We start from the raw sequence: 19,220 nt of genomic DNA on the forward strand, positions 1-19,220 counted from the left end.
CGAGCGCGCCGAACGCCGCCACCCCCACCGCACCGCCCGCCTGACGCGCCGTGTTGAGCAGCGCCGAGGCCGTCCCTGCGCGCGCCGGCTCGACCGAGGAGAGCACGGCCGTGGTCATCGCCGGCACGGCGAGGCCCATGCCGGAGGGAATCAGCAGGAAGGCGAGCAGCATGTAGGCGAGCGGCGTCGAGGCATTCACGCTGATCAAGAGCGCGTAGCCCGCACCCGCGATCAGCGCGCCGACGATCATCGGCCGGCGCGTGCCGTAATGCGCCACCACATGGCCGCTCACGATGTTCGAGAGCAGGAAGCCGCCGGTGAGCGGGATGAACGCGAGGCCCGCCTGCAACGGCGTCTCGCCTCGCGCATGTTGCAGATAGAGCGCGAGCACGAACACGGTGCCGTAATACGTGAGATTCACGCAGATACCGAATAGCACCGCCGCGCTGAACGTGCGGTTGCGCAGCATGGCGAGCGGCACCATAGGGTCGCGTGTGCGTGCTTCGAGCGAGACGAACGCGAAACCGGCGACGAGCGCGAGCGCAAAGCCGCCCGCCACGGCCCAGTGCGTGAAGCCGAGCGGCCGCCATTCGATCACGGCGCCCGTAAAGGCCGTGAGCGCCACGACGGCGAGCAGCTGGCCGCGCACATCGAGGCTGCGCACGGCGGAGGCGCTTGCGGCGCCGGCATCGTGCGCATGGCGGCGCGGCGCGGGAATCCAGGCGAGCGCGGCCCAGAGACCGGCTGCGCACAGCGGCAGGTTCACGAGGAAAATGCTGCGCCAGCCGAACGCCGCGATCAGCAGACCGCCCGCTACCGGGCCGGCGGCGATCGAGATCGCGCCGGCTGCGGTCCAGAAACCCACGGCGCGTGCCCTGAGCGCCCGGTCGTGGCGGCACGCTTCGTTGAGCAGCGCGAGCGAATTGGGCAGCATGGCCGCGGCGCCCGCGCCCTGCAGCGCGCGGGAGGCGATCAGCATGACCGGGTTGGCCGCGAGCCCGCAGGCCAGCGAGGCGAAGGCGAACACCACGAGACCGATGGCGTAGAGGCGGCGCGCGCCGTAGCGGTCGCCGAGCACGCCGCCCGAGAGCATCAGCACAGCGAAGGCGAGCGTATAGGCGTCGACGATCCATTGCAGGCCCGCAACCTTCGCATGGAGGTCGGTCGCGATGCGGACGAGCGCGATATTGACGATGGTGACGTCGAGTTGTGTGACGACGAACCCAACGCTGACGGTCGCGACGATACGCGTGAGCGCAGGGGTGAAATGGACGGGGGTGGGGTGTGAGGTATTCATGCGCCCATGGTAGGGCGCTCGCAGGCTTCGACGTTTCAGCGCGAGGTGAATCGTCGAAGCCATCGAAAAAATGGTGCCTGACCGGTGGCGGCCGTCCAGTGCGCGCTCAGTGGGTGTTCGGCGCGCACTGCCGAGCGCTTACTCTTCGCGATGCGCGTCCTTGAAGAACAGCGTCGTGATCGCACCGAGCACGCAGATCGCGGCCACATAGTACGTGGGCGCGAGCGGCGCGGACTTCATCAGCAGCGCGACGACGATCGGCGTGAGGCCGCCGAACACGGCGTACGCCACGTTGTACGAGAACGAGATGCCCGAGAAGCGCACCACGGGCGGGAACGCATTCACCATCACATAGGGCACCGCGCCGATCGTGCCGACCAGCAGCCCGCAGAGCGCATAAAGCGGCATGAGCATCGAGCTGTCCACGGCGATCTGGCGGAACAGCGTGTAGTACGCGATCGCGAGGGCGATGCCGCCGATGGCCAGTACGCGGCGCGCGCCGAAGCGGTCCGCGAGCGCGCCCGCGCTCACGCAGCCCACCGTGAGGAAGAGCGTCGCCACGCAGTTCGCGAGCAGCGACGTGGTGGCGTCGAGATGGAATTGCTTCTGCAGGAGCGGCGGCGTCATGAGGATCACGACGACGATGGCGGCCGAAAGCATCCACGTGAGCAGCATCGAGACGATCACGGCGCGGCCGTGGTCGCGCAGCACGGCCTTGAGCGGAATTTCGTCGGCGAGCGACTTGCGCGCCTTCATCTCCGCGAACACGGGCGTCTCGTGCAGCCACTGGCGCAGATACACCGAGAACATGCCGAACAGCCCGCCAATCAGGAACGGAATGCGCCAGGCGTACGCGGCGATGTCGCCCGGGGCGTAGTGATGATTGACCGCCGCGGCGATCAGCGAGCCGAGCAGGATGCCGAACGTGAGGCCCGCCGTGAGCGTGCCGCATGCATAGCCGATATGGCGGCGCGGCACGTGCTCGGAGACGAACACCCACGCGCCCGGCACCTCGCCGCCCACGGCTGCGCCTTGCAGCACGCGCAGCGCGAGCAGCAGCACGGGAGCGAGCACGCCGATCGTCGCGTAGGTGGGCAGGCAGCCCATGGCGAGCGTGGGCAGCGCCATCAGCAGCACGGAGAGCGTGAACATGCGCTTGCGGCCGAGCAGGTCGCCGAAGTGCGCCATCACGATGCCGCCGAGCGGCCTCGCGAGGTAGCCTGCCGCGAAGATGCCGAAAGTCTGCAGCTGGCGCAGCCAGTCGGGAATCGTTGCGGGGAAGAACAACTGGCCGATAGCCGGCGCGAAGAACACAAAGATGATGAAGTCGTAGAACTCGAGGGCGCCGCCGAGTGCGGCGAGCCCGAGCGTCTTGTAATCGCTGCGGGTGAGCGCGCGCGCAGCGGCAGGCGTGCGCACGCCAATATCTGTTGCTTGCATTTCCGAAAACCAGGGTGTTGTTATGTACGACGTTGTATGTAGCGCGTGCGGAACGCGTGTGGACGTCCGTGATGGCCGAATTTGCCTGGTGCGCGCGTGGCGCGGGGGCGGCGGTCGTCGGATAGGCGGGCGCAAGGGTGGGGCACGGCAACAGCGCGTCCGCGAGGGTGGGCGGACGTGCGACGACTTCAGGCCAGTGCGCGATTCTACAGGAGCCTGGAAGCTGCCCGATGCGCGGCCCGTCAGGACGCTCCTGCGCCGCTGTGGGAAAACGGCGAAGCGCTCTGGAATTCGGACTCGTCTGATGGGCAGATTTTACACATATCCACAAAATTGCCCGCTCTCATCATCGATTCATCAGGGGGCTCAACATGCGCATCGCGATTTTCCAGCGCGACGCCGACCATCGCCAGCAGCTCGAACGCGTGCTGACGCAATGCGGCCACGCCTGCGTTCCGTCAAGCGACGCACTCTTGCTTGGCAGGACGCTGGCCGCATCGACCGTCGATATGCTCCTGCTCGACTGGCAGGGTTCGCAAATCGCCGGCGCGGAGCTGCTGAGAACATTGCGGGCCGTGAACGGCAGCCAGATTCCGGTGCTGTTCGTCTCGGAGGACGCCTCCGACGAGAGCGTGGTGAAAGCGTTTTCTGTCGGCGCCGACGACTACGTGTGCCTGCCGGTTTGTCCCGCGGTGCTGCGTGCGCGCGTGGACGCGCTCCTGCGCCGCGCATTTCCCGACCGGTACGAGAACCTCACGATCGAAGCCGGCCCCTATCGCTTCGACATGCGGCGTCAGGCGGTCAGCGTGCACGGCAAGCCTGTGCTGCTGTCGACTACGCAATACCGGCTTGCTGCGCTCTTCTTCTCGAATATTGGGCGGGTGCTCTCGCGCGATCACATTTACGCGATGGTGTGGGGCCGCGAGCTGCATACCTTGACCCGAACGATCGACAGCCACGTGTCGCGACTGCGTCTGCTGCTGGAGATCGAAACGCCGAACGGCTTCCGGCTGCAGCCGGTGTACAAGAGCGGCTACCGGCTGTTGTGCCTGCAGGACGAAAATGAGGCGCTCGCCGCCGAAGGCGCGACGCTCGAGTCGGCTTGAGGCGAAGCGCTACGATTCTGTAGTTCGATAAAAGAAGACGGCGGCACGCATGGCGTGCCGCCGTCTTCCTTGTTCGATACGTCGCGCGCCGCGCGCGGCAACCTCAGCGCGCGAGGCCGAGTCCCTGCAGCACGGCGTTGCCTTCCGACGTGAGGCGGATGCGCGGGTCACCGGCGTCGTCCTGCACCTGCTCGACGAGGCCGGCTTCCTTGAGCATCGGAATCTCGGGTTTGGCGTGCGCGTCGATCGGCGCATGCAGCAGCAACAGGAGCGTCGCAAGCTCGTGATGGCTCAGCAAGCGGCGCAACAAGGTGCGGCGAGCGGGCTTCGCACCAGGCGCTGCCTCGCTGTCGGCCTGACCTGTCGTCTGGATTTGCGGGTCTTGCTGTTTCACGGAACCTCCTGCGGCATTCGTTTCTTCTGGGTGAAGCGATGATGAGGACGAAGACTTAAGCGATTCTTAAAACGCCCGGCGAAAATGTGTCATCGCGCTACACGGCGCGCATCAATGTAAAAGGCTGTAATAGAAGGGCACGAAGGCCGCCCGGCGGCTGCCGGGCAAAAACGACCCGTCAAACGTTCAAGGCGCGCAGGTTTTGCTCGCACCCTCGATCCACAGGTTCGAGGCGTGGCGCTTGCCGGCGTAGTAGCGGTAGGTTGTCGCACCATTGTCGGTGCGAACCTTGATGACGTTCGAGTCGCCGAATTCGAGCATCTGGCCTTGCGGCAGCGGCGAGGTGGTAAAGCTGGCGCCGTGACGCGAGGCTTCCACGGTCAGGCACGAGATCACGTCCTGGACCGACCGGTTGGTTGTGGAATCGATGACCGGCTGGCCAGCGTCCGGGTTGCTCTGAAACCACGCGCACGCGCCGAGCGAGAGCGAGAGGGCAAGGGGCACGGCAAGCTTCTTCATATTTCTCGGTATCCAACGAAATAGCCAATCATTATATCGGGAGCATCTCCCGTGCCACGGTGCTGCCGCAAAACTGTCACGCGCCGGGCATCTGTGTTGCGGCAGTGCGACGTGAGTGCGGAGGCCTACATACTGGCGCGCAAGAACCTACGGAGCGAGATAGACTATTTAAGGGGTGCCGTCTGGAAATCTGACGTGACGTCAGGAGAATACGCATGAACCGCCCATCGGTACGCTTTCCTGTTCGCGCCGCTGGCGCTGGCTCACTCTTCAGGTGGGTCAAGTGGGGATTCGTCGTCGCGTTTCTGGCCGCCCTCGTCATCATCGCGCGCATCGTCCAGATCGAAATCGACACGTCGCGCCTGCAGGCGCGCTACCTCTCCGAACTCACGCGCGACATAGGCTTTACGGTCGAGAACGGGCCGAGCCACAGCATCCGCTTTCCCACCACGAACGGGCCGTACGACGTGCGGCTCGGCTATGCGCAATTGCCGACCTTCGAGAACCGGCTTGCGGAACGCGGTTTCGCGATCGCCGCGCAGGCGCGCGATTCAGATCGCATGATCGCCGTCGCCGACCAGGGGCTTTTCCTGCCGTTCGAGGAAAAGGATCAGGCCGGCATCGTGTTGCGCGACGCGACGGGTGCGACGCTCTTCCATACGCGTTATCCGCAGCGCGCGTACGAGAATTTCGACGCGGTGCCGGCCGTGGTGCGCGACTCGCTGCTTTTCATCGAAGACAAATACCTGCTGGCCCAGGACCAGCCGAACCGCAACCCGGCCATCGACTGGGGGCGCTTTAGCCGCGCGCTCGTCGATCAGGGTGCGCGCCTCGTGAACCAGCATCAGCAAACGCCGGGCGGCAGCACGCTCGCCACGCAGATCGAGAAGTTCCGGCACTCGACGGGCGGCCGCACCTCCACGCCGCCGGAGAAGCTGCGCCAGATCGCGTCCGCTTCGCTGCGCGCTTATCTGGACGGCCCGCAGACGATGCCAGCGCGCCAGCAGATTCTCGTGCACTACCTGAATTCGGTGCCGCTCTCCGCCAAGCCGGGTGTGGGCGAAGTCAACGGCCTCGGCGACGGCCTCGCCGCCTGGTATGGGCGCGACTTCCGCGACGTCAATCGCATCCTGCGCGCGCCGCTGACGCCCGAGACGCTCGACGCGCAGGCGCTGGCGTTCCGCCAGGTGCTCTCGCTGCTGATCGCCCAGCGCGCGCCTTCGTACTTCCTGCAAAAGAACAACGACGCGCTCGCGAAGCTGACCGACAGCTATATCCGCCTGCTTGGCGCCGGCGGCGTGATTACGCCGGCGCTGCGCGACGCAGCGCTCGCCACGCAGCTGACGCTCGATCGCTCGAAGCCATCGCAGCGCGCGCCGGTTTCATTCGTGGAGCGCAAGGCGGTGCTGACGCTGCGCACCCAGCTCATGCAGGCACTGGGGCTGACAACGCTTTACGATCTCGACCGCCTCGATCTCACTGCCACGGCCACGCTCGTCGACAGCGTGCAGCAGGCCGTGAGCGACCGCCTTGCCGATGCTGCGACGAAGGACGGTGCGCGGCAGGCGGGTCTGGTCGGATTCGAGATGCTGCGCCCCTCCGACGATCCTTCGAAGATCGCGTATAGCTTCACGCTGTTCGAGCGCAGCAGCGGCGAGAACCTCGTGCGCGTGCAAACGGACAGCGTGAACCAGCCGTTCGACATCAATTCCGGCGCGCGCCTGAATCTGGGGTCGACGGCGAAGCTGCGCACGCTCGTGACGTATCTGCAGATCGTGAGCGCGCTGCACGCGCGGTACGCGGCCGATGACGCGAAGTCGTTGCGCGCGATGCTGCCGCAAGTCGATCCGAGCGACGCGCTCACGCGCTGGGCGATCGACTATCTCTCGAAGACCTCCGACCGCTCGCTGCATTCCATGCTGGAAGCGGCCGTTGAGCGCAAGTACTCGGCCAGCCCGGGCGAGACGTTCTACACCGGCGGCGGCGCGCAGAGCTTCAACAATTTCGAGTCGAGCGACAACGCGCAGATTCTCACCGTGCACCGCGCGTTCCAGCATTCGGTGAATCTGGTGTTCGTGCGGCTCATGCGCGACATCGTTCACTACGAGATGATCCAGACTTCCGGGCCGCCGGCACAATGGCTCGACGATCCTGTCGTGCGCACGCGTTTTCTCACGCAGTTCGCCGATGGTGAGAGCCAGGTTTACATGAAGCGCTTCTACACGCGCTACGCGGGCAAGAGCAATGACGAAGCGCTGGCGATCTTGCTGCAGCACACGCGCAAGGGCCCGGCGCGCATCGCGACCGTGCTGCGCAGCGTGAAGCCCGACGGCAAACTGCCGTGGTTCGATGCACAGATGCGCGCGCAACTGAAGAACACGAAGTTCCAGTGGCTCGATGACGAAGACCTCGCGCACTACTACGACAAGTACGCCATTGACAAATTCAATCTCAACGACCGCGGTTATATTGCGGGCATTCATCCGCTCGAACTGTGGCTGCTGAATTACTTGCGCCTGCACCCGGATGCGACGCTCGCGCAGGTTCAGCAGGAGAGCCGCGACACGCGCCTTTACACCTACAGCTGGCTCTTCAAGACGAAGTATCACGCGACCCAGAACCGTCGCATTCGCCACATGATCGAGCTGCGCGCGTATGAGGCGATCGGCAAGTCCTGGCGCGCGGTCGGTTATCCGTTCGACAGCATCACGCCGTCGTATGGCGCGGCGATCGGTGCTTCGGGCGATCGGCCCGCGGCGCTCGCGCAACTCATCGGCCTGATTTCGAGCAATGGCGAAAAGCTGCCGACGCATAGCTTCGAGTCGCTCGACTTCGCGCGCGGCACGCCTTACGAAACGCACTTCGTTCACGCGACCACGCCGCCGCAAGCGCTGATTTCGCCGGAAATCTCGCAGGTGGTGCGCGAGTTGCTGACGTCGGTGGTGGAGGGCGGCACGGCCAAGCGCCTCGCCGACGGCATGACGCTCCCCGACGGCAAGACACTGCCCGTGTACGGCAAGACCGGTACCGGCGACCAGCGCTTCAACGTGTACGCCCCGGGCGCGCGGCTCATCGAATCGCGCAAGGTGAACCGGAGCGCGACCTTCGTGTTCGTGATTGGCAACCGCTTCTACGGCACGCTCACGGCATGGGTGCATGAACCGTACGCGGCGCGCTATACGTTCACGAGTGCGCTGTCCGTGCAACTGCTGAAGTCGCTCGCACCGGTGTTGCAGCCGCTTCTCGAATCGAGGTCCGGGTCGGATGGCGACGCGAAGCCCGATCCTGTCCACGCCGCGCAGCAGATGACGCTCATCGACCCGCAATCGGGCGAAATGCGCCGCGTGGTGTGGAACGGCAAGGCGCTCGAATTCGACGACGCGCACTGATTCAGGTTATTCGGAATCCAAAGCAAAATGCGAGGCTGGCGCAGATGCGCCAGCCTCGCGTTCTTCTTTATGCGGTCAAGATCCGCTTCAATATCCGCTCGGCGGCGGAGGTGCCGACCCCGGCGGAGGCGGCGGCAAATAGCGCGGTTGCGGCGCTGTCTGGAACTGCTGCTGTGGCGCCTGGAACTGCTGCGGCTGCGACATCGTCATGTTGCCGGGCGCCGGTATACGGTTGCCGGTGGCGTACATGCATTGCAGATAAGCGTAGTCGTAACGACGCTGCACGTCCCACGCGGAACCCTGTGCGTTGCCCATGCCCACCGCGCTGCCCGCGAGCAGGCCTGCACCCGCGCCAATGGCCGCGCCCTGGCCGCCGCCAAATGCGGCGCCCGCGGCCGCGCCGAGCGCCGTACCGACTACGGCGCTGCCCAGGCCCGCGCCGGTTGCCGCCTGGTTCGCGGTGACGCCGCCCACCTGCTGGAAGGCGAACTGGCGGCAATTCGCGTCGTCGACGCGGAACTGGTCGAAGGTCTTGCCTGTGCCAGGCAGGGCCATCACGCTCGGCCCCGTAGGCGTCACGGCGCATGCGCTCAGCAACCCCGCTGTGGCGAGTAGCGCGAGATACGTGTATTTCATTTGCGGCTCGATATTTTCAAGGTATTCAGTTCGAAGGCGCCGGTTGGGCGGGAACCGCGCGCCAGCCCGACGAACATTGCTTCACATAGGGATAGTAGGTTTTCGACTCGTCGCAGTAATACCAGGTGTCGGGGTTTGCCTGCTGGTCGCCTGCTGCATCGCCAGGCGCGGCATAGGCGGGGCCCTGCTGCGGGTCCATCGCGGGGGCGCCGGCTTGCCCCTGCTCGATATAGTCGGGCGCCTGCGGGGGCGGCGCGACGATGACGGGCGCCGGCGCGTAGTAGTAGGGCGCGGGCGCGACCGGGTAGTAATACGGCACGCCGGCACCGAAATACACGCCGACATGCGCCGCCTGTGCTACGCCGCACACGCCGATCAGCGCGGCCGCAGCGGCCCCGAGAAACAGTTTCGACCTTCTCACACACGATCTCCAGAAACGGGCAGGCTGGAGCAACGGCGCGCGCCAGCCAATTATCGAACGCTAAGACATTGCCGGAACCAATGCAATTACGCGAGTTGCGCCGATTTTTCGAGTTGTTACAGAACGCGCTGGGCGGGTTGGGCGCAAGGGCCTTCCGGAGCGCGTACGGCGCGCAACGGTTGGCTTCGCGACCCATATTCCACGGAAATGCGTGCAATGAGGCACGAGCGTTCGTCGCCCGTTTGTAATAATTGGATAGATGTAGGGTCTTTCGTCAGATCGACATGGACTGTGCGCACTTCACCACTGTGGCGCGTCGCCGTACGCATTCAAAATTAATAAGGACTGCGGCATAAATAGGGATCTTGCTTGTCTTGTGGCGCTGTCGACGCTCGCCTCGTCGCCGGAGCGGGAGGGTCGCTATGCGGCATAAGGGAATCCCTCGTCGAGCGTGCGATCTCGTGAGCGCAAGCGTAATGTAAAGCGCATTTTTATTTTTGAAGAACTGAATAAGTCAAATCTAAAACGTTCTCAATGTTTATTGCATAAAATGGCATTTCAATTGCCAATTTTTCATTAAATGCGGATTCGGATTGAAGCGCCTGGGTCTCGCGGAAAAATCGTCGCCTAATCTAAAGTAAGGGCCAGAACGAAAACGTTTGCCTTAGCGCAAACCCCTGGTCAAGTTACCCAAATAGTGAGCCGTTAATGCACGGGTAAGAGATGCAGCATCCACGCGCCACGAGCGCCATAAAAAATCTGAGAGAAATCGCCCGAACCTGACGGCGGCACGCCGCAATCCGATTTGCATCGAAAGCGAAACCAATACGAGGGCAAGACCATGGAACAATCGACACCGGATCGCCAGATCGAATTGCGCGAATTAAGCGCAGTGAATGCAGCGCTAAATCGTGTTCAGGCAGTAATCGAATTCGACCTTCAGGGCACCATTCTTCACGCCAACGAAAATTTTCTCGCGACGCTCGGCTATACGCTCGAAGAAGTGCGCGGCAAGCATCACAGAATGTTCTGTGATCCTGATTATGTTCGTACTGAGGCTTACCGCCAGTTCTGGGAGCGGCTTGGCCGCGGCGAGTTCGATCGCGGCGAATACCGGCGCCTGGGGCGCGGCGGCCGCGAGATCTGGATCAACGCGTCGTACAACCCGGTGATCGACGATAGCGGCCGTCCTTACAAGGTCATCAAGTTCGCCACCGATATCACGGCTGCCAAGCAGCAGCACGCGGAATACGAGGGACGCCTGCGCGCCATCGACAAGGCCCAGGCGGTGATCGAGTTCGACACGGGCGGCATCGTGCTGCACGCGAACCAGAACTTCCTCGACACGCTGGGCTATCGCCTCGAAGAGATTCTCGGCAAGCACCACCGTTTGTTCTGCGAGGAGGCGTACGCGGCCAGCCCTGACTATCGCGAGTTCTGGGCCAAGCTCAATCGCGGCGAATTCGACGCAGGACGTTACAAGCGTGTCGCCAAGGGCGGCCGCGTGGTCTGGATCCAGGCAACCTATAACCCGATCTTCGACGTGAATGGCCGGCTCTACAAAGTCATCAAGTTTGCCAACGACGTGACCGCGCAGGTCGAACTCGAAGAGAGCGTGCAGCGCCGCGCGCAGGACGACCAACGCAAGGTCGAGAAACTGCTTGGCGTGGTGAGCCGCGCGGCCGCCGGCGACCTGACGGGCGAGGTCGAGGCACATGGCGAGGAACCGATCGACCAGCTGGCCGCCGGCATCAAGGGCATGATGAGCGACCTCGCGAGCGTGATCGGCAAGGTGGTCGAATCGGCGGGCACCTTCAAGGACTCGTCGCAGGACATCGCCGCGCGCGCGGACACCGTGGCGAGCGGCGCGCAGTTGCTCGGCGCGACGGTCGAGGAAATGAACGCGTCGATCGAGGAACTCACGGCTTCCATCAACTCGATCGCCGACAACTCGCGTGGCGCCGACCAGCTCGCCAAGGACACGCAACAGGAAGCGGAGCGCGGTGCGAAGGCCGTGACACGATCGATCGAGGCGATGGAGCTGATCAACCGCTCGTCCGAGGATATCGGCGAGATCATCAAGGTCATCGGCGAGATCGCGAGCCAGACCAATCTGCTCGCGTTCAACGCGGCGATCGAGGCCGCCCGCGCGGGCGAACACGGCCTCGGCTTCTCCGTGGTCGCCGACGAAGTGCGCAAGCTCGCCGAGCGTTCTTCGCAGGCAACGAAGGAAATCTCGAAGCTCATCAACGAGTCGGTGAAGCGCGTGGCGCAGGGCAGCGAAATTTCGAAGCAGGCAGGCGAGGCGTTCGAGAAGATCGTGGCCGGCGTGAGCCGCACGACCCAGGCCATTTCGGAAATCTCATGCGGCGCGGACGAGCAGCTCATCGCGGCCCGCGAAGTGAGCGCCGCGATTCAGCAGGTGGCCGAGGAAACCGAGAAGTCGGCGGGCGCGTGCGACACGATCGCGCGCGCGGCAGCGTCGCTCAAGGGCGGCGCGCTGGGTCTCGACACGACGGTGGCGCGCTTCGTGGTGTGAAGACCGGAGGGTGTAGTGGATATCGATCAGGATGCCGAACTGCCGGTGCGTATTGCGCTGTTCGAGCAGGTGCGCCGACATACCGGCATTGCGATGAACGAGCGCAAGTGGACCATGCTCAAGGGCCGCTTGCGCCGCCGCATCATGACGCTCGGGCTGCCCGACTATCGCGACTATTTACGTGTGCTCGACGGCAGCACGGACGAAGTGCGCGACTTCATCGATCTCGTGACGACGAACGAGACGTCGTTCTTTCGCACGCCGCGCATCTGGGAGTACCTGGCGCGCGAATTCCTGCCGCGATGGGCTGCGAAGCGATCGGGCGAGCCCTTGCGCATCTGGTCGGCGGCGGCGTCGAGCGGCGAGGAAGCGTGGACGACGGCCATGCTGTGCGAGGAGTTCCGTTTGCAGCATCCCTCGCTACGTTACGCGATCGTCGGCACCGATATCTCGGACGGCATTCTTGCGAACGCGCGCGCCGGCAACTACGCCGGCCGCAGTATGGAGGGCCTGCGCCAGCAGCGGCCGGAACTCGTGCAGCGGTATTTCCGCGGCGACTCTGCGGCCATCAGCGTGAATGAGGCTTTGCGCTCGCACGTGAGCTTTCGCCGTCACAACCTTTACGACGTGCCGCGCGATCTGGGCCCGTTCGATCTGGTCCTGTTGCGCAACGTACTGATCTATTTCGATCTCGAAGGCCAGAAGGCCGTGCTCGCCAACGTTCGGCGGGCGATGCGGCCAGGCGCCGTGCTGATCGTGGGCGAATCCGAATCGTTGAGCCGTGTCGCAGCGGGATTCGCCTTCGAGCAGCCGCTCATCTATCGCAACGAGGAACGTGAACATGAGCATCCAGCGTGACGTGCAGGTGCGAATGTGTGAGATCGCGGTGAGCAGCGCGGAGGAGGCGAAGATTCTGCGCGCGACGCTGGGATCGTGCGTGGGCATCGGCCTCCTGTGGCGCTCGCGTGGGACCTACGGGCTCGCGCATTGTCTGCTGCCCGAGCCTACGGGAGGCACGCGCGCAACCGGCGCTCCGCAGGCGGGCAACGGGGCCAAGTATGTGATCGAAGCCTTGCCGAAACTGCTCGCCATGATGCGCGCGGACGAGGCGCGCGAAGGCGATATCGAGGCCGTGCTCGCGGGCGGCGCGAACATGATGCATCACCGCACAACCATCCACGAACCGATCGGAGAACTGAACGTTCGCATCGCACGGCAGATGCTGGCGGATGCGCGCCTGAAACTCGTCCACGTCGACGTGGGCGGCGAGTGCGGGCGCCAGTTGACCATCGACTGCGAGCAGCAACACTACGCCGTACGCCACTTCTCGCGCTCGCTCGAGCCGCGGTCTCCGGCTACGCGCTCGCAGTCTCCCTCGCAGTTAGCAGGATAAGGAGTCACCCGATGAGTCTATGCACGCTTGCCGCCGGTCCCAACGTCGAGCTCTACGGCTCGTTCCATCTGGCGGGCGCCGAGTTGGCGCTGCCGGTGGCCGCCTTGCAGGAAGTCGTCAACCCGCCCGAGACGCTCACTGCGATCCCGCTTGCGCCACCGTACCTGCTCGGGCTTTTCAACCTGCGCGGCACGCTGATTCCGGTGGTCGATCTGCGGCAGTTGCTGCGCCTGAACGCGGAGGGCACGAGCGCGGCGCGCAAAGTCGCCATCGTCGAATCCTCCGGCGTACGCGTGGGGCTGCTGTTCGACGCAACAGGCGAAATTCTGCGTGTGCCGCGCGAGCAGGTCATCAGGCTCGACGTTCCCGAGGGCAGCCCGCCCATGGCGATCGACGCGGTACTCAAGCTCGAAGGCGGCGAGCGGATTCTGCAGGTGCTCGCGCCCGCGGTGCTGCTCAGCCTGCGCGACATGCCGCAACTCGCACAAACGGCGCCGCGCGCGGCGCAGCGGCGTGCACACCAGGGCCAGCGTCGCCAGAACGTATCGTTCAAGGTGGGCGCCACGGCGCTCGCGCTGCCGATGGAAGCGATCCAGGAAATCATCCGCGTGCCGGCCTTGCAGCAGTCGCCGCTGGCCAGCGAGGTTTGCATCGGCATGCTGAACCTGCGTGGCGCGACGATTCCGGTGCTCGATTTCAGCGCGTTGCTCGGCTTCGCGCGCGCGGGCGACGAAGCGCGCGTGGACGAGCGGCGCATTGTCGTGCTTCATCGCAACGACCTGCATTTCGGCATGCTGGTGGACGAAGTGGCGAGCATCGTCGCGTACCGCGAAGAAGACCTGTTGCCCATGCCGGCCTATGGCGGCAATGCGCAGCGTTCACTGTTCGCGGGCTATCTGGCGGCCGAAAATAGCGCGGGCGTGCTGCTCATGAATGCCGACGCCCTGTTTGCCAACGAACGCGTCGTTGCGCTGGCTGCGGGTCATCGCGATCTGTATCGAAACGCTCTTGCGCAGGCGGCGCAAAAACGCGGCGCGGGCACGCGGCAAACGCTCGTCACGTTCCGCATTGGCCAGTTGATCGGCGTGCGCATCGCCCAGCTGCGTGAGGTGATCGACTATCGCGACGACATCGTGCATACGCCAGGGCTGCCCGGCGTCGTGCGCGGCATGCTGAACCTGCGCGGCGTGCTTGTGACCGTGATCGACGTGCGAGCGATGTACGGCATGCCGCCGTATGAGGATCTCGCGGCTGCGAAGGTGCTCATCGTCGAATACGAGCACGAAAAATACGGACTGCTTGTCGATTCGGTCGAGGATATCGTGACGCTGACCGGATCGGCCCAGTTGACCTTGCCGCAGGCGTTCACACGCAACGACGGCGCGCGCGTGAATACCGATATGCGCGAAGCCGTGGAATTGCCGGGCAAGGGCACGCTGATGCTGCTCGAGCCCGCGTCGCTATGTGCGCGCGTGGCCAAGGAAGCGGCGGTCTGATCGACGGCCAGAGCGCGCCGGCTAGCGTGCGGCGCGTTCGCGCTCGAGCCGGCGCACGGCTTCGCCCACGTCCTGGCTGAACTGCGCGAGCGCGGCGAGTTCGAGGTTGGGCGGCTGCAGCGCGGACCAGAGTGCGTCCACGAGGCGTTCTGCCGTGGCGTCGATGTCCGTGCGGCGGTTGGCGAGCGTCGCGTCCCACAGCACATGCTCCATGGGCCCGAATACCAGCGAACGCAGTAGCCGCAGCGGCAGGTCGTTGCGGATCTGTCCGCTTTCCTGGCCGCGCGCGAGTACCCGCATGAGCGGCGCCGTGTAGCGGCGCTGCATTTCCGTGAGCGCTTCGCTTAGATCGTGGTGCCGCGTGCGGCCTTCCGAGAGCACCAGTTCGCAGATGCCGGTGCCGCTCTCCAGCATCAACTGCAGATGCATGCGCACGATGAATGCAAACTGCTGGCGCACGGTGCCGTCGCGCGGCAGGCCGCCTTCGATCGCGGCGATCGATTCGTCATACCAGTCGCCGATCACGCGCGCGCACAACTCCCGTTTGCCCCGAAAGTAGCTGAACACCGTCGCCTCGGACACACTGAGGCGTTGGGCGATCTCAGCGGTGGTGGCGCGTGCGTACCCTTTTTCCGAGAACACTTCGCGCCCCGCCTGCAGGATCTCGCGCACGCGCTGCTGCGACTTGCGGCCCGCCGGCTGGCGGCGCGATGCGGGCAGAACGGCTTTCGGGGCGACGGCTTCCATATTGAGCTTCATTCAATTTACGTCAGGATGGGATTGATTATCCGCGAAAAAAACGCCACCGGACAAGGAAATTTCATCTATATGACAACTTGAGCGTAACTCAGAAATACCTATTGACGTTAACGTAAATCTGGCGTGAAATGTGCGTCCATGGGGCGAAGCAACGCCCGGTTCGAGATTCCCTGGAGACACACATGAGCAACGTACCCGGTTTGCAGTTCCCGCTAGGCGAAGAAGTCGAAATGCTGCGCGACAGCATCGCTGGCTTCGCGGCGAAGGAAATCGCACCGCGCGCGGGCGAAATCGACCGCACCGACCAGTTCCCGATGGACCTCTGGCGCAAGTTCGGCGACCTGGGCGTGCTCGGCATGACGGTCTCGGAGGAATACGGCGGCGCGAACATGGGCTACACGGCGCACATGGTCGCGATGGAGGAAATTTCGCGCGCGTCCGCATCGGTCGGCCTGTCGTACGGCGCGCATTCGAACCTGTGTGTGAACCAGATCCACCGTAACGGCACCGAAGCGCAAAAGCGCAAATATCTGCCGAAGCTCGTTTCCGGCGAGCACGTCGGCGCGCTCGCCATGAGCGAGCCCAACGCCGGCTCGGATGTCGTGAGCATGAAGCTGCGCGCCGAAAAGAAGGGCGACCGCTACGTGCTCAACGGCACGAAGATGTGGATCACCAACGGCCCGGATTGCGACACGCTGGTCGTCTACGCGAAAACCGATCCTGAAGCGGGTTCGCGCGGCATGACGGCGTTCATCGTCGAGAAGGGCATGAAGGGCTTTTCGGTTGCGCAGAAGCTCGACAAGCTCGGCATGCGCGGCTCGCACACGGGCGAGCTGGTGTTCCAGGACGTGGAAGTGCCCGAAGAGAACATCCTCGGCCAGCTCAACGGCGGCGTGAAAGTGCTGATGAGCGGCCTCGACTACGAGCGCGCCGTGCTGGCGGGCGGTCCCACCGGCATCATGGCCGCGGTCATGGACGCGGTCGTGCCGTACATCCACGACCGCAAGCAGTTCGGTCAGGCCATCGGCGAATTCCAGCTCATCCAGGGCAAGGTCGCGGACCTCTATACGACCTACCAGGCGTGCCGCGCGTATCTCTACGCAGTGGGCCGCCAGCTCGACACGCTTGGCAAGGACCACGTGCGCCAGGTGCGCAAGGACTGCGCGGGCGTGATTCTCTACACCGCGGAAAAGGCCACGTGGATGGCCGGCGAAGCGATCCAGATCCTCGGCGGCAACGGCTATATCAACGAGTATCCGGTCGGGCGTCTCTGGCGCGACGCGAAGCTCTATGAAATCGGCGCGGGCACGAGCGAGATTCGCCGCATGTTGATCGGCCGCGAGCTGTTCGCGGAAACGATGTAATCCTAAGAAACTCACGGTAACGAAGGGAGGACGGGATGCCGGTCATCGAATCGAAGCTCAATCCGCGTTCGGACGACTTCAAGGCCAATACCGCGGCACTCGAAGCGCTCGTCGCGGACCTGCGCGAGAAGATCCAGAAGCTTTCGCTGGGCGGCGGCGAAGCCGCACGCGACAAGCACCTCTCGCGCGGCAAGCTGCTGCCGCGCGATCGCATCGCGCAACTGGTCGATCCGGGCACGCCGTTTCTGGAGTTCTCGCAGCTCGCGGCCTACGGCATGTACAACGACGACGCGCCGGGCGCCGGCATCATCACGGGCATCGGCCGCATTGCGGGGCAAGAATGCGTGATCGTTTGCAATGACGCCACGGTGAAGGGCGGCACGTACTATCCGGTCACGGTGAAGAAGCACGTGCGTGCGCAGGAAATCGCGCAGGAAAACAACCTGCCTTGCGTGTATCTCGTCGATTCGGGCGGCGCGAACCTGCCGAATCAGGACGAGGTGTTTCCGGACCGCGATCACTTCGGCCGGATCTTTTACAACCAGGCGAATCTCTCTGCGCAGGGTATTCCGCAGATCGCGGTGGTGATGGGCTCGTGTACGGCGGGCGGCGCATATGTGCCGGCCATGAGCGACGAGTCGATCATCGTGAAGAACCAGGGCACGATTTTCCTCGGCGGCCCGCCGCTCGTGAAAGCGGCGACGGGCGAGGAAGTGAGCGCAGAGGATCTGGGCGGCGGCGACGTCCACACGCGCCTTTCCGGCGTGGTCGACCATCTCGCACAGAACGACGCGCATGCGCTCGCCATTGCGCGTTCGATCGTCGGCAATCTGAACCGCACGAAAACGCCGCCCGTGGTGCTGCGCGAGCCGCTGCCGCCGCGCTTCGACGCGAAAAGCCTGTACGGCGTGATTCCCGTGGATACGCGCAAGCCTTTCGACGTGCGCGAGGTGATCGCCCGCATCGTGGACGACTCGGCGTTCGACGAATTCAAGGCACGCTACGGCACGACGCTCGTGACCGGCTTTGCGCACATCTGGGGCCACCCGGTGGGCATCATCGCGAACAACGGCATTCTGTTTTCCGAATCGGCGTTGAAGGGCACGCACTTCATCGAGCTGTGCTGCCAGCGCAAGATTCCGCTCGTGTTCCTGCAGAACATCACGGGCTTCATGGTGGGCCGCAAGTACGAAAACGAGGGCATTGCACGTAACGGCGCGAAGATGGTGACGGCAGTGGCCACGGCGAAGGTGCCGAAATTCACGGTCATCATTGGCGGCTCGTTTGGCGCGGGCAACTATGGCATGTGCGGCCGCGCGTATTCGCCGCGCTTCCTGTGGATGTGGCCGAATGCGCGCATCTCGGTGATGGGCGGCGAGCAGGCTGCGTCCGTGCTCGCAACGGTGCGCCGCGACGGCATCGAAGCGAAGGGCGGCACGTGGAGCGCCGAAGAGGAAAACGCATTCAAGCAGCCGATTCGCGATCAGTACGAGCTGCAGGGCCATCCGTATTATGCGAGCGCACGTCTGTGGGACGACGGTGTGATCGACCCGGCGCAAACGCGCGACGTGCTCGGCCTGGGCCTTTCCGCCACGATGAACGCGCCGATCGAAGACACGCGCTTCGGCGTGTTCCGCATGTGATGCATTGAGGACCAGACAATGCAATACGAAACGCTCACAGTAGAAGTCGTCGGACACGTGGCCACCGTTACGCTCAATCGCCCTGAAGTGCGTAACGCGTTCAACGAAACGATGATCGCGGACGTCACGGCTGCGTTCACCGCGCTCGGCGCGCGCGACGACGTGCGCGCGATCGTGCTCGCCGGCAGCGGCAAGGCCTTTTGCGCAGGCGCGGACCTGAACTGGATGCGCAAGATGGCCGGCTACTCCGACGCGGAGAATCGCGCGGACGCCATGCGTCTCGCGCAGATGCTCTCGGCCGTCTATCGCTGCCCCAAGCCGGTCGTAGCACGCGTGCATGGCGACGCCTACGCGGGCGGCATGGGTCTCGTATGTGCGGCGGACATCGTGGTGGCCGTGGAAAGCGCGCACTTCTGCCTTTCCGAAGCGCGCCTCGGTCTCATGCCCGCCACGATCGCGCCTTACGTGATCCGCGCGCTGGGCGAGCAGGCTTCGCGCCGCTACTTCGTCACGGCTGAAGCGTTCGACTGCGCCACCGCGCAGCGGCTCGGCCTCGTGAGCGAAGCGGTGAGCGCTGAAGACCTCGACGCCACCGTGCAACGCATTACCGAAACGCTTTGTGCGAACAGCCCGAATGCCGTGCGCGAATGCAAGCAGCTCGTGCAGGACATCGCCGGCCAGACGATCGACAGCACATTGATCGAAGACACCGCTGTTCGCATCGCGCGCATTCGCGCGAGCGAGGAAGGGCGCGACGGCGTGTCGTCGTTCCTTGAAAAGCGCACGCCGCGCTGGCGCGATCAATAACGCAAGAAGCAGGAAAC

At 64.4% G+C, this 19,220-nt stretch carries 16 protein-coding genes; 9 read left to right on the top strand and 7 right to left on the bottom strand.

Translation table 11 applies throughout. From position 1 onward, the window contains the following. Together E1N52_RS23600 and E1N52_RS23605 are read right to left on the bottom strand one after the other, a co-directional pair. Window positions 1-1,297 (bottom strand): MFS transporter (locus E1N52_RS23600; RefSeq protein WP_133185153.1); only part of this gene is annotated, 1,297 nt, incomplete at its 3' end. A gap of 138 nt (window positions 1,298-1,435) precedes the next feature. Next, a complete protein-coding gene (locus tag E1N52_RS23605; RefSeq protein ID WP_133185154.1) occupies window positions 1,436-2,737 on the bottom strand; it encodes an MFS transporter in 1,302 nt (433 codons plus the stop codon). 371 nt (window positions 2,738-3,108) lie between these two features. Between E1N52_RS23605 and E1N52_RS23610 the strand changes: the two genes are divergently transcribed. Then, window positions 3,109-3,843, top strand: coding sequence for a response regulator transcription factor (locus tag E1N52_RS23610; protein ID WP_133185155.1), 735 nt, complete (start codon window positions 3,109-3,111; stop codon window positions 3,841-3,843). A gap of 103 nt (window positions 3,844-3,946) precedes the next feature. Here E1N52_RS23610 and E1N52_RS23615 read toward each other — a convergent pair whose 3' ends face one another. After that, window positions 3,947-4,216 carry a hypothetical protein gene (locus E1N52_RS23615; RefSeq protein WP_133185283.1) on the bottom strand — a complete coding sequence of 90 codons (270 nt, stop codon included), beginning with the start codon at window positions 4,214-4,216 and terminating at the stop codon, window positions 3,947-3,949. A gap of 207 nt (window positions 4,217-4,423) precedes the next feature. Continuing rightward, window positions 4,424-4,756, bottom strand: a complete 333-nt coding sequence (locus E1N52_RS23620; protein ID WP_133185156.1) for a hypothetical protein — start codon at window positions 4,754-4,756, stop codon at window positions 4,424-4,426. Between the two features lie 215 nt (window positions 4,757-4,971). On the opposite strand from E1N52_RS23620, the gene E1N52_RS23625 reads away from it, so the two are divergent. After that, on the top strand, window positions 4,972-8,145 hold the full coding sequence (locus tag E1N52_RS23625; protein ID WP_133185157.1) for a transglycosylase domain-containing protein: 3,174 nt from the start codon (window positions 4,972-4,974) through the stop codon (window positions 8,143-8,145). An 87-nt stretch (window positions 8,146-8,232) separates the two neighbouring features. Here E1N52_RS23625 and E1N52_RS23630 read toward each other — a convergent pair whose 3' ends face one another. Further along, window positions 8,233-8,781, bottom strand: a complete 549-nt coding sequence (locus E1N52_RS23630; protein WP_133185158.1) for a glycine zipper family protein — start codon at window positions 8,779-8,781, stop codon at window positions 8,233-8,235. Between the two features lie 25 nt (window positions 8,782-8,806). Continuing rightward, window positions 8,807-9,202, bottom strand: a complete 396-nt coding sequence (locus E1N52_RS23635; RefSeq protein WP_133185159.1) for a hypothetical protein — start codon at window positions 9,200-9,202, stop codon at window positions 8,807-8,809. A gap of 841 nt (window positions 9,203-10,043) precedes the next feature. On the opposite strand from E1N52_RS23635, the gene E1N52_RS23640 reads away from it, so the two are divergent. Genes E1N52_RS23640 through E1N52_RS23655 form a run of 4 tightly spaced genes read left to right on the top strand, consistent with a single transcriptional unit; the run spans window position 10,044 to window position 14,630 of the window. After that, window positions 10,044-11,741, top strand: a complete 1,698-nt coding sequence (locus tag E1N52_RS23640; protein ID WP_133185160.1) for a methyl-accepting chemotaxis protein — start codon at window positions 10,044-10,046, stop codon at window positions 11,739-11,741. A gap of 15 nt (window positions 11,742-11,756) precedes the next feature. Continuing rightward, window positions 11,757-12,599 carry a CheR family methyltransferase gene (locus E1N52_RS23645; protein WP_133185161.1) on the top strand — a complete coding sequence of 281 codons (843 nt, stop codon included), beginning with the start codon at window positions 11,757-11,759 and terminating at the stop codon, window positions 12,597-12,599. Then, complete coding sequence (locus tag E1N52_RS23650) at window positions 12,583-13,134, top strand: chemotaxis protein CheD (protein WP_133185162.1); 552 nt, start codon at window positions 12,583-12,585, stop codon at window positions 13,132-13,134. The genes E1N52_RS23645 and E1N52_RS23650 overlap by 17 nt, the downstream gene beginning before the upstream one ends. 11 nt (window positions 13,135-13,145) lie before the next feature. Next, window positions 13,146-14,630 carry a chemotaxis protein CheW gene (locus E1N52_RS23655; protein WP_133185163.1) on the top strand — a complete coding sequence of 495 codons (1,485 nt, stop codon included), beginning with the start codon at window positions 13,146-13,148 and terminating at the stop codon, window positions 14,628-14,630. A 21-nt stretch (window positions 14,631-14,651) separates the two neighbouring features. On the opposite strand, the gene E1N52_RS23660 is transcribed toward E1N52_RS23655, so the two are convergent. Beyond that, window positions 14,652-15,377: a TetR/AcrR family transcriptional regulator gene (locus E1N52_RS23660; RefSeq protein ID WP_133185284.1), complete on the bottom strand. Its 726-nt coding sequence runs from the start codon at window positions 15,375-15,377 to the stop codon at window positions 14,652-14,654. Between the two features lie 194 nt (window positions 15,378-15,571). On the opposite strand from E1N52_RS23660, the gene E1N52_RS23665 reads away from it, so the two are divergent. Genes E1N52_RS23665 through E1N52_RS23675 form a run of 3 tightly spaced genes read left to right on the top strand, consistent with a single transcriptional unit; the run spans window position 15,572 to window position 19,203 of the window. Then, window positions 15,572-16,753, top strand: a complete 1,182-nt coding sequence (locus tag E1N52_RS23665) for an isovaleryl-CoA dehydrogenase (RefSeq protein ID WP_133185164.1) — start codon at window positions 15,572-15,574, stop codon at window positions 16,751-16,753. A 35-nt stretch (window positions 16,754-16,788) separates the two neighbouring features. Beyond that, window positions 16,789-18,396, top strand: coding sequence for a carboxyl transferase domain-containing protein (locus E1N52_RS23670; RefSeq protein WP_133185165.1), 1,608 nt, complete (start codon window positions 16,789-16,791; stop codon window positions 18,394-18,396). 18 nt (window positions 18,397-18,414) lie between these two features. Continuing rightward, window positions 18,415-19,203 carry an enoyl-CoA hydratase/isomerase family protein gene (locus E1N52_RS23675; protein WP_133185166.1) on the top strand — a complete coding sequence of 263 codons (789 nt, stop codon included), beginning with the start codon at window positions 18,415-18,417 and terminating at the stop codon, window positions 19,201-19,203. Window positions 19,204-19,220 lie beyond the last annotated feature (17 nt).

Source organism: Paraburkholderia guartelaensis, assembly GCF_004353905.1.
Taxonomy (GTDB): domain Bacteria; phylum Pseudomonadota; class Gammaproteobacteria; order Burkholderiales; family Burkholderiaceae; genus Paraburkholderia; species Paraburkholderia guartelaensis.

What these genes read in the sequence shown, in the direction of transcription:
- E1N52_RS23620 (WP_133185156.1), bottom strand. Translation starts at nt 4,756, where the DNA reads ATGAAGAAGCTTGCCGTGCCCCTTGCCCTCTCGCTCTCGCTCGGCGCG.
- E1N52_RS23630 (WP_133185158.1), bottom strand. Translation starts at nt 8,781, where the DNA reads ATGAAATACACGTATCTCGCGCTACTCGCCACAGCGGGGTTGCTGAGC.
- E1N52_RS23610 (WP_133185155.1), top strand. Translation starts at nt 3,109, where the DNA reads ATGCGCATCGCGATTTTCCAGCGCGACGCCGACCATCGCCAGCAGCTC.
- E1N52_RS23675 (WP_133185166.1), top strand. Translation starts at nt 18,415, where the DNA reads ATGCAATACGAAACGCTCACAGTAGAAGTCGTCGGACACGTGGCCACC.
- E1N52_RS23605 (WP_133185154.1), bottom strand. Translation starts at nt 2,737, where the DNA reads ATGCAAGCAACAGATATTGGCGTGCGCACGCCTGCCGCTGCGCGCGCG.
- E1N52_RS23670 (WP_133185165.1), top strand. Translation starts at nt 16,789, where the DNA reads ATGCCGGTCATCGAATCGAAGCTCAATCCGCGTTCGGACGACTTCAAG.
- E1N52_RS23655 (WP_133185163.1), top strand. Translation starts at nt 13,146, where the DNA reads ATGAGTCTATGCACGCTTGCCGCCGGTCCCAACGTCGAGCTCTACGGC.
- E1N52_RS23650 (WP_133185162.1), top strand. Translation starts at nt 12,583, where the DNA reads ATGAGCATCCAGCGTGACGTGCAGGTGCGAATGTGTGAGATCGCGGTG.
- E1N52_RS23660 (WP_133185284.1), bottom strand. Translation starts at nt 15,377, where the DNA reads ATGGAAGCCGTCGCCCCGAAAGCCGTTCTGCCCGCATCGCGCCGCCAG.
- E1N52_RS23640 (WP_133185160.1), top strand. Translation starts at nt 10,044, where the DNA reads ATGGAACAATCGACACCGGATCGCCAGATCGAATTGCGCGAATTAAGC.
- E1N52_RS23625 (WP_133185157.1), top strand. Translation starts at nt 4,972, where the DNA reads ATGAACCGCCCATCGGTACGCTTTCCTGTTCGCGCCGCTGGCGCTGGC.
- E1N52_RS23665 (WP_133185164.1), top strand. Translation starts at nt 15,572, where the DNA reads ATGAGCAACGTACCCGGTTTGCAGTTCCCGCTAGGCGAAGAAGTCGAA.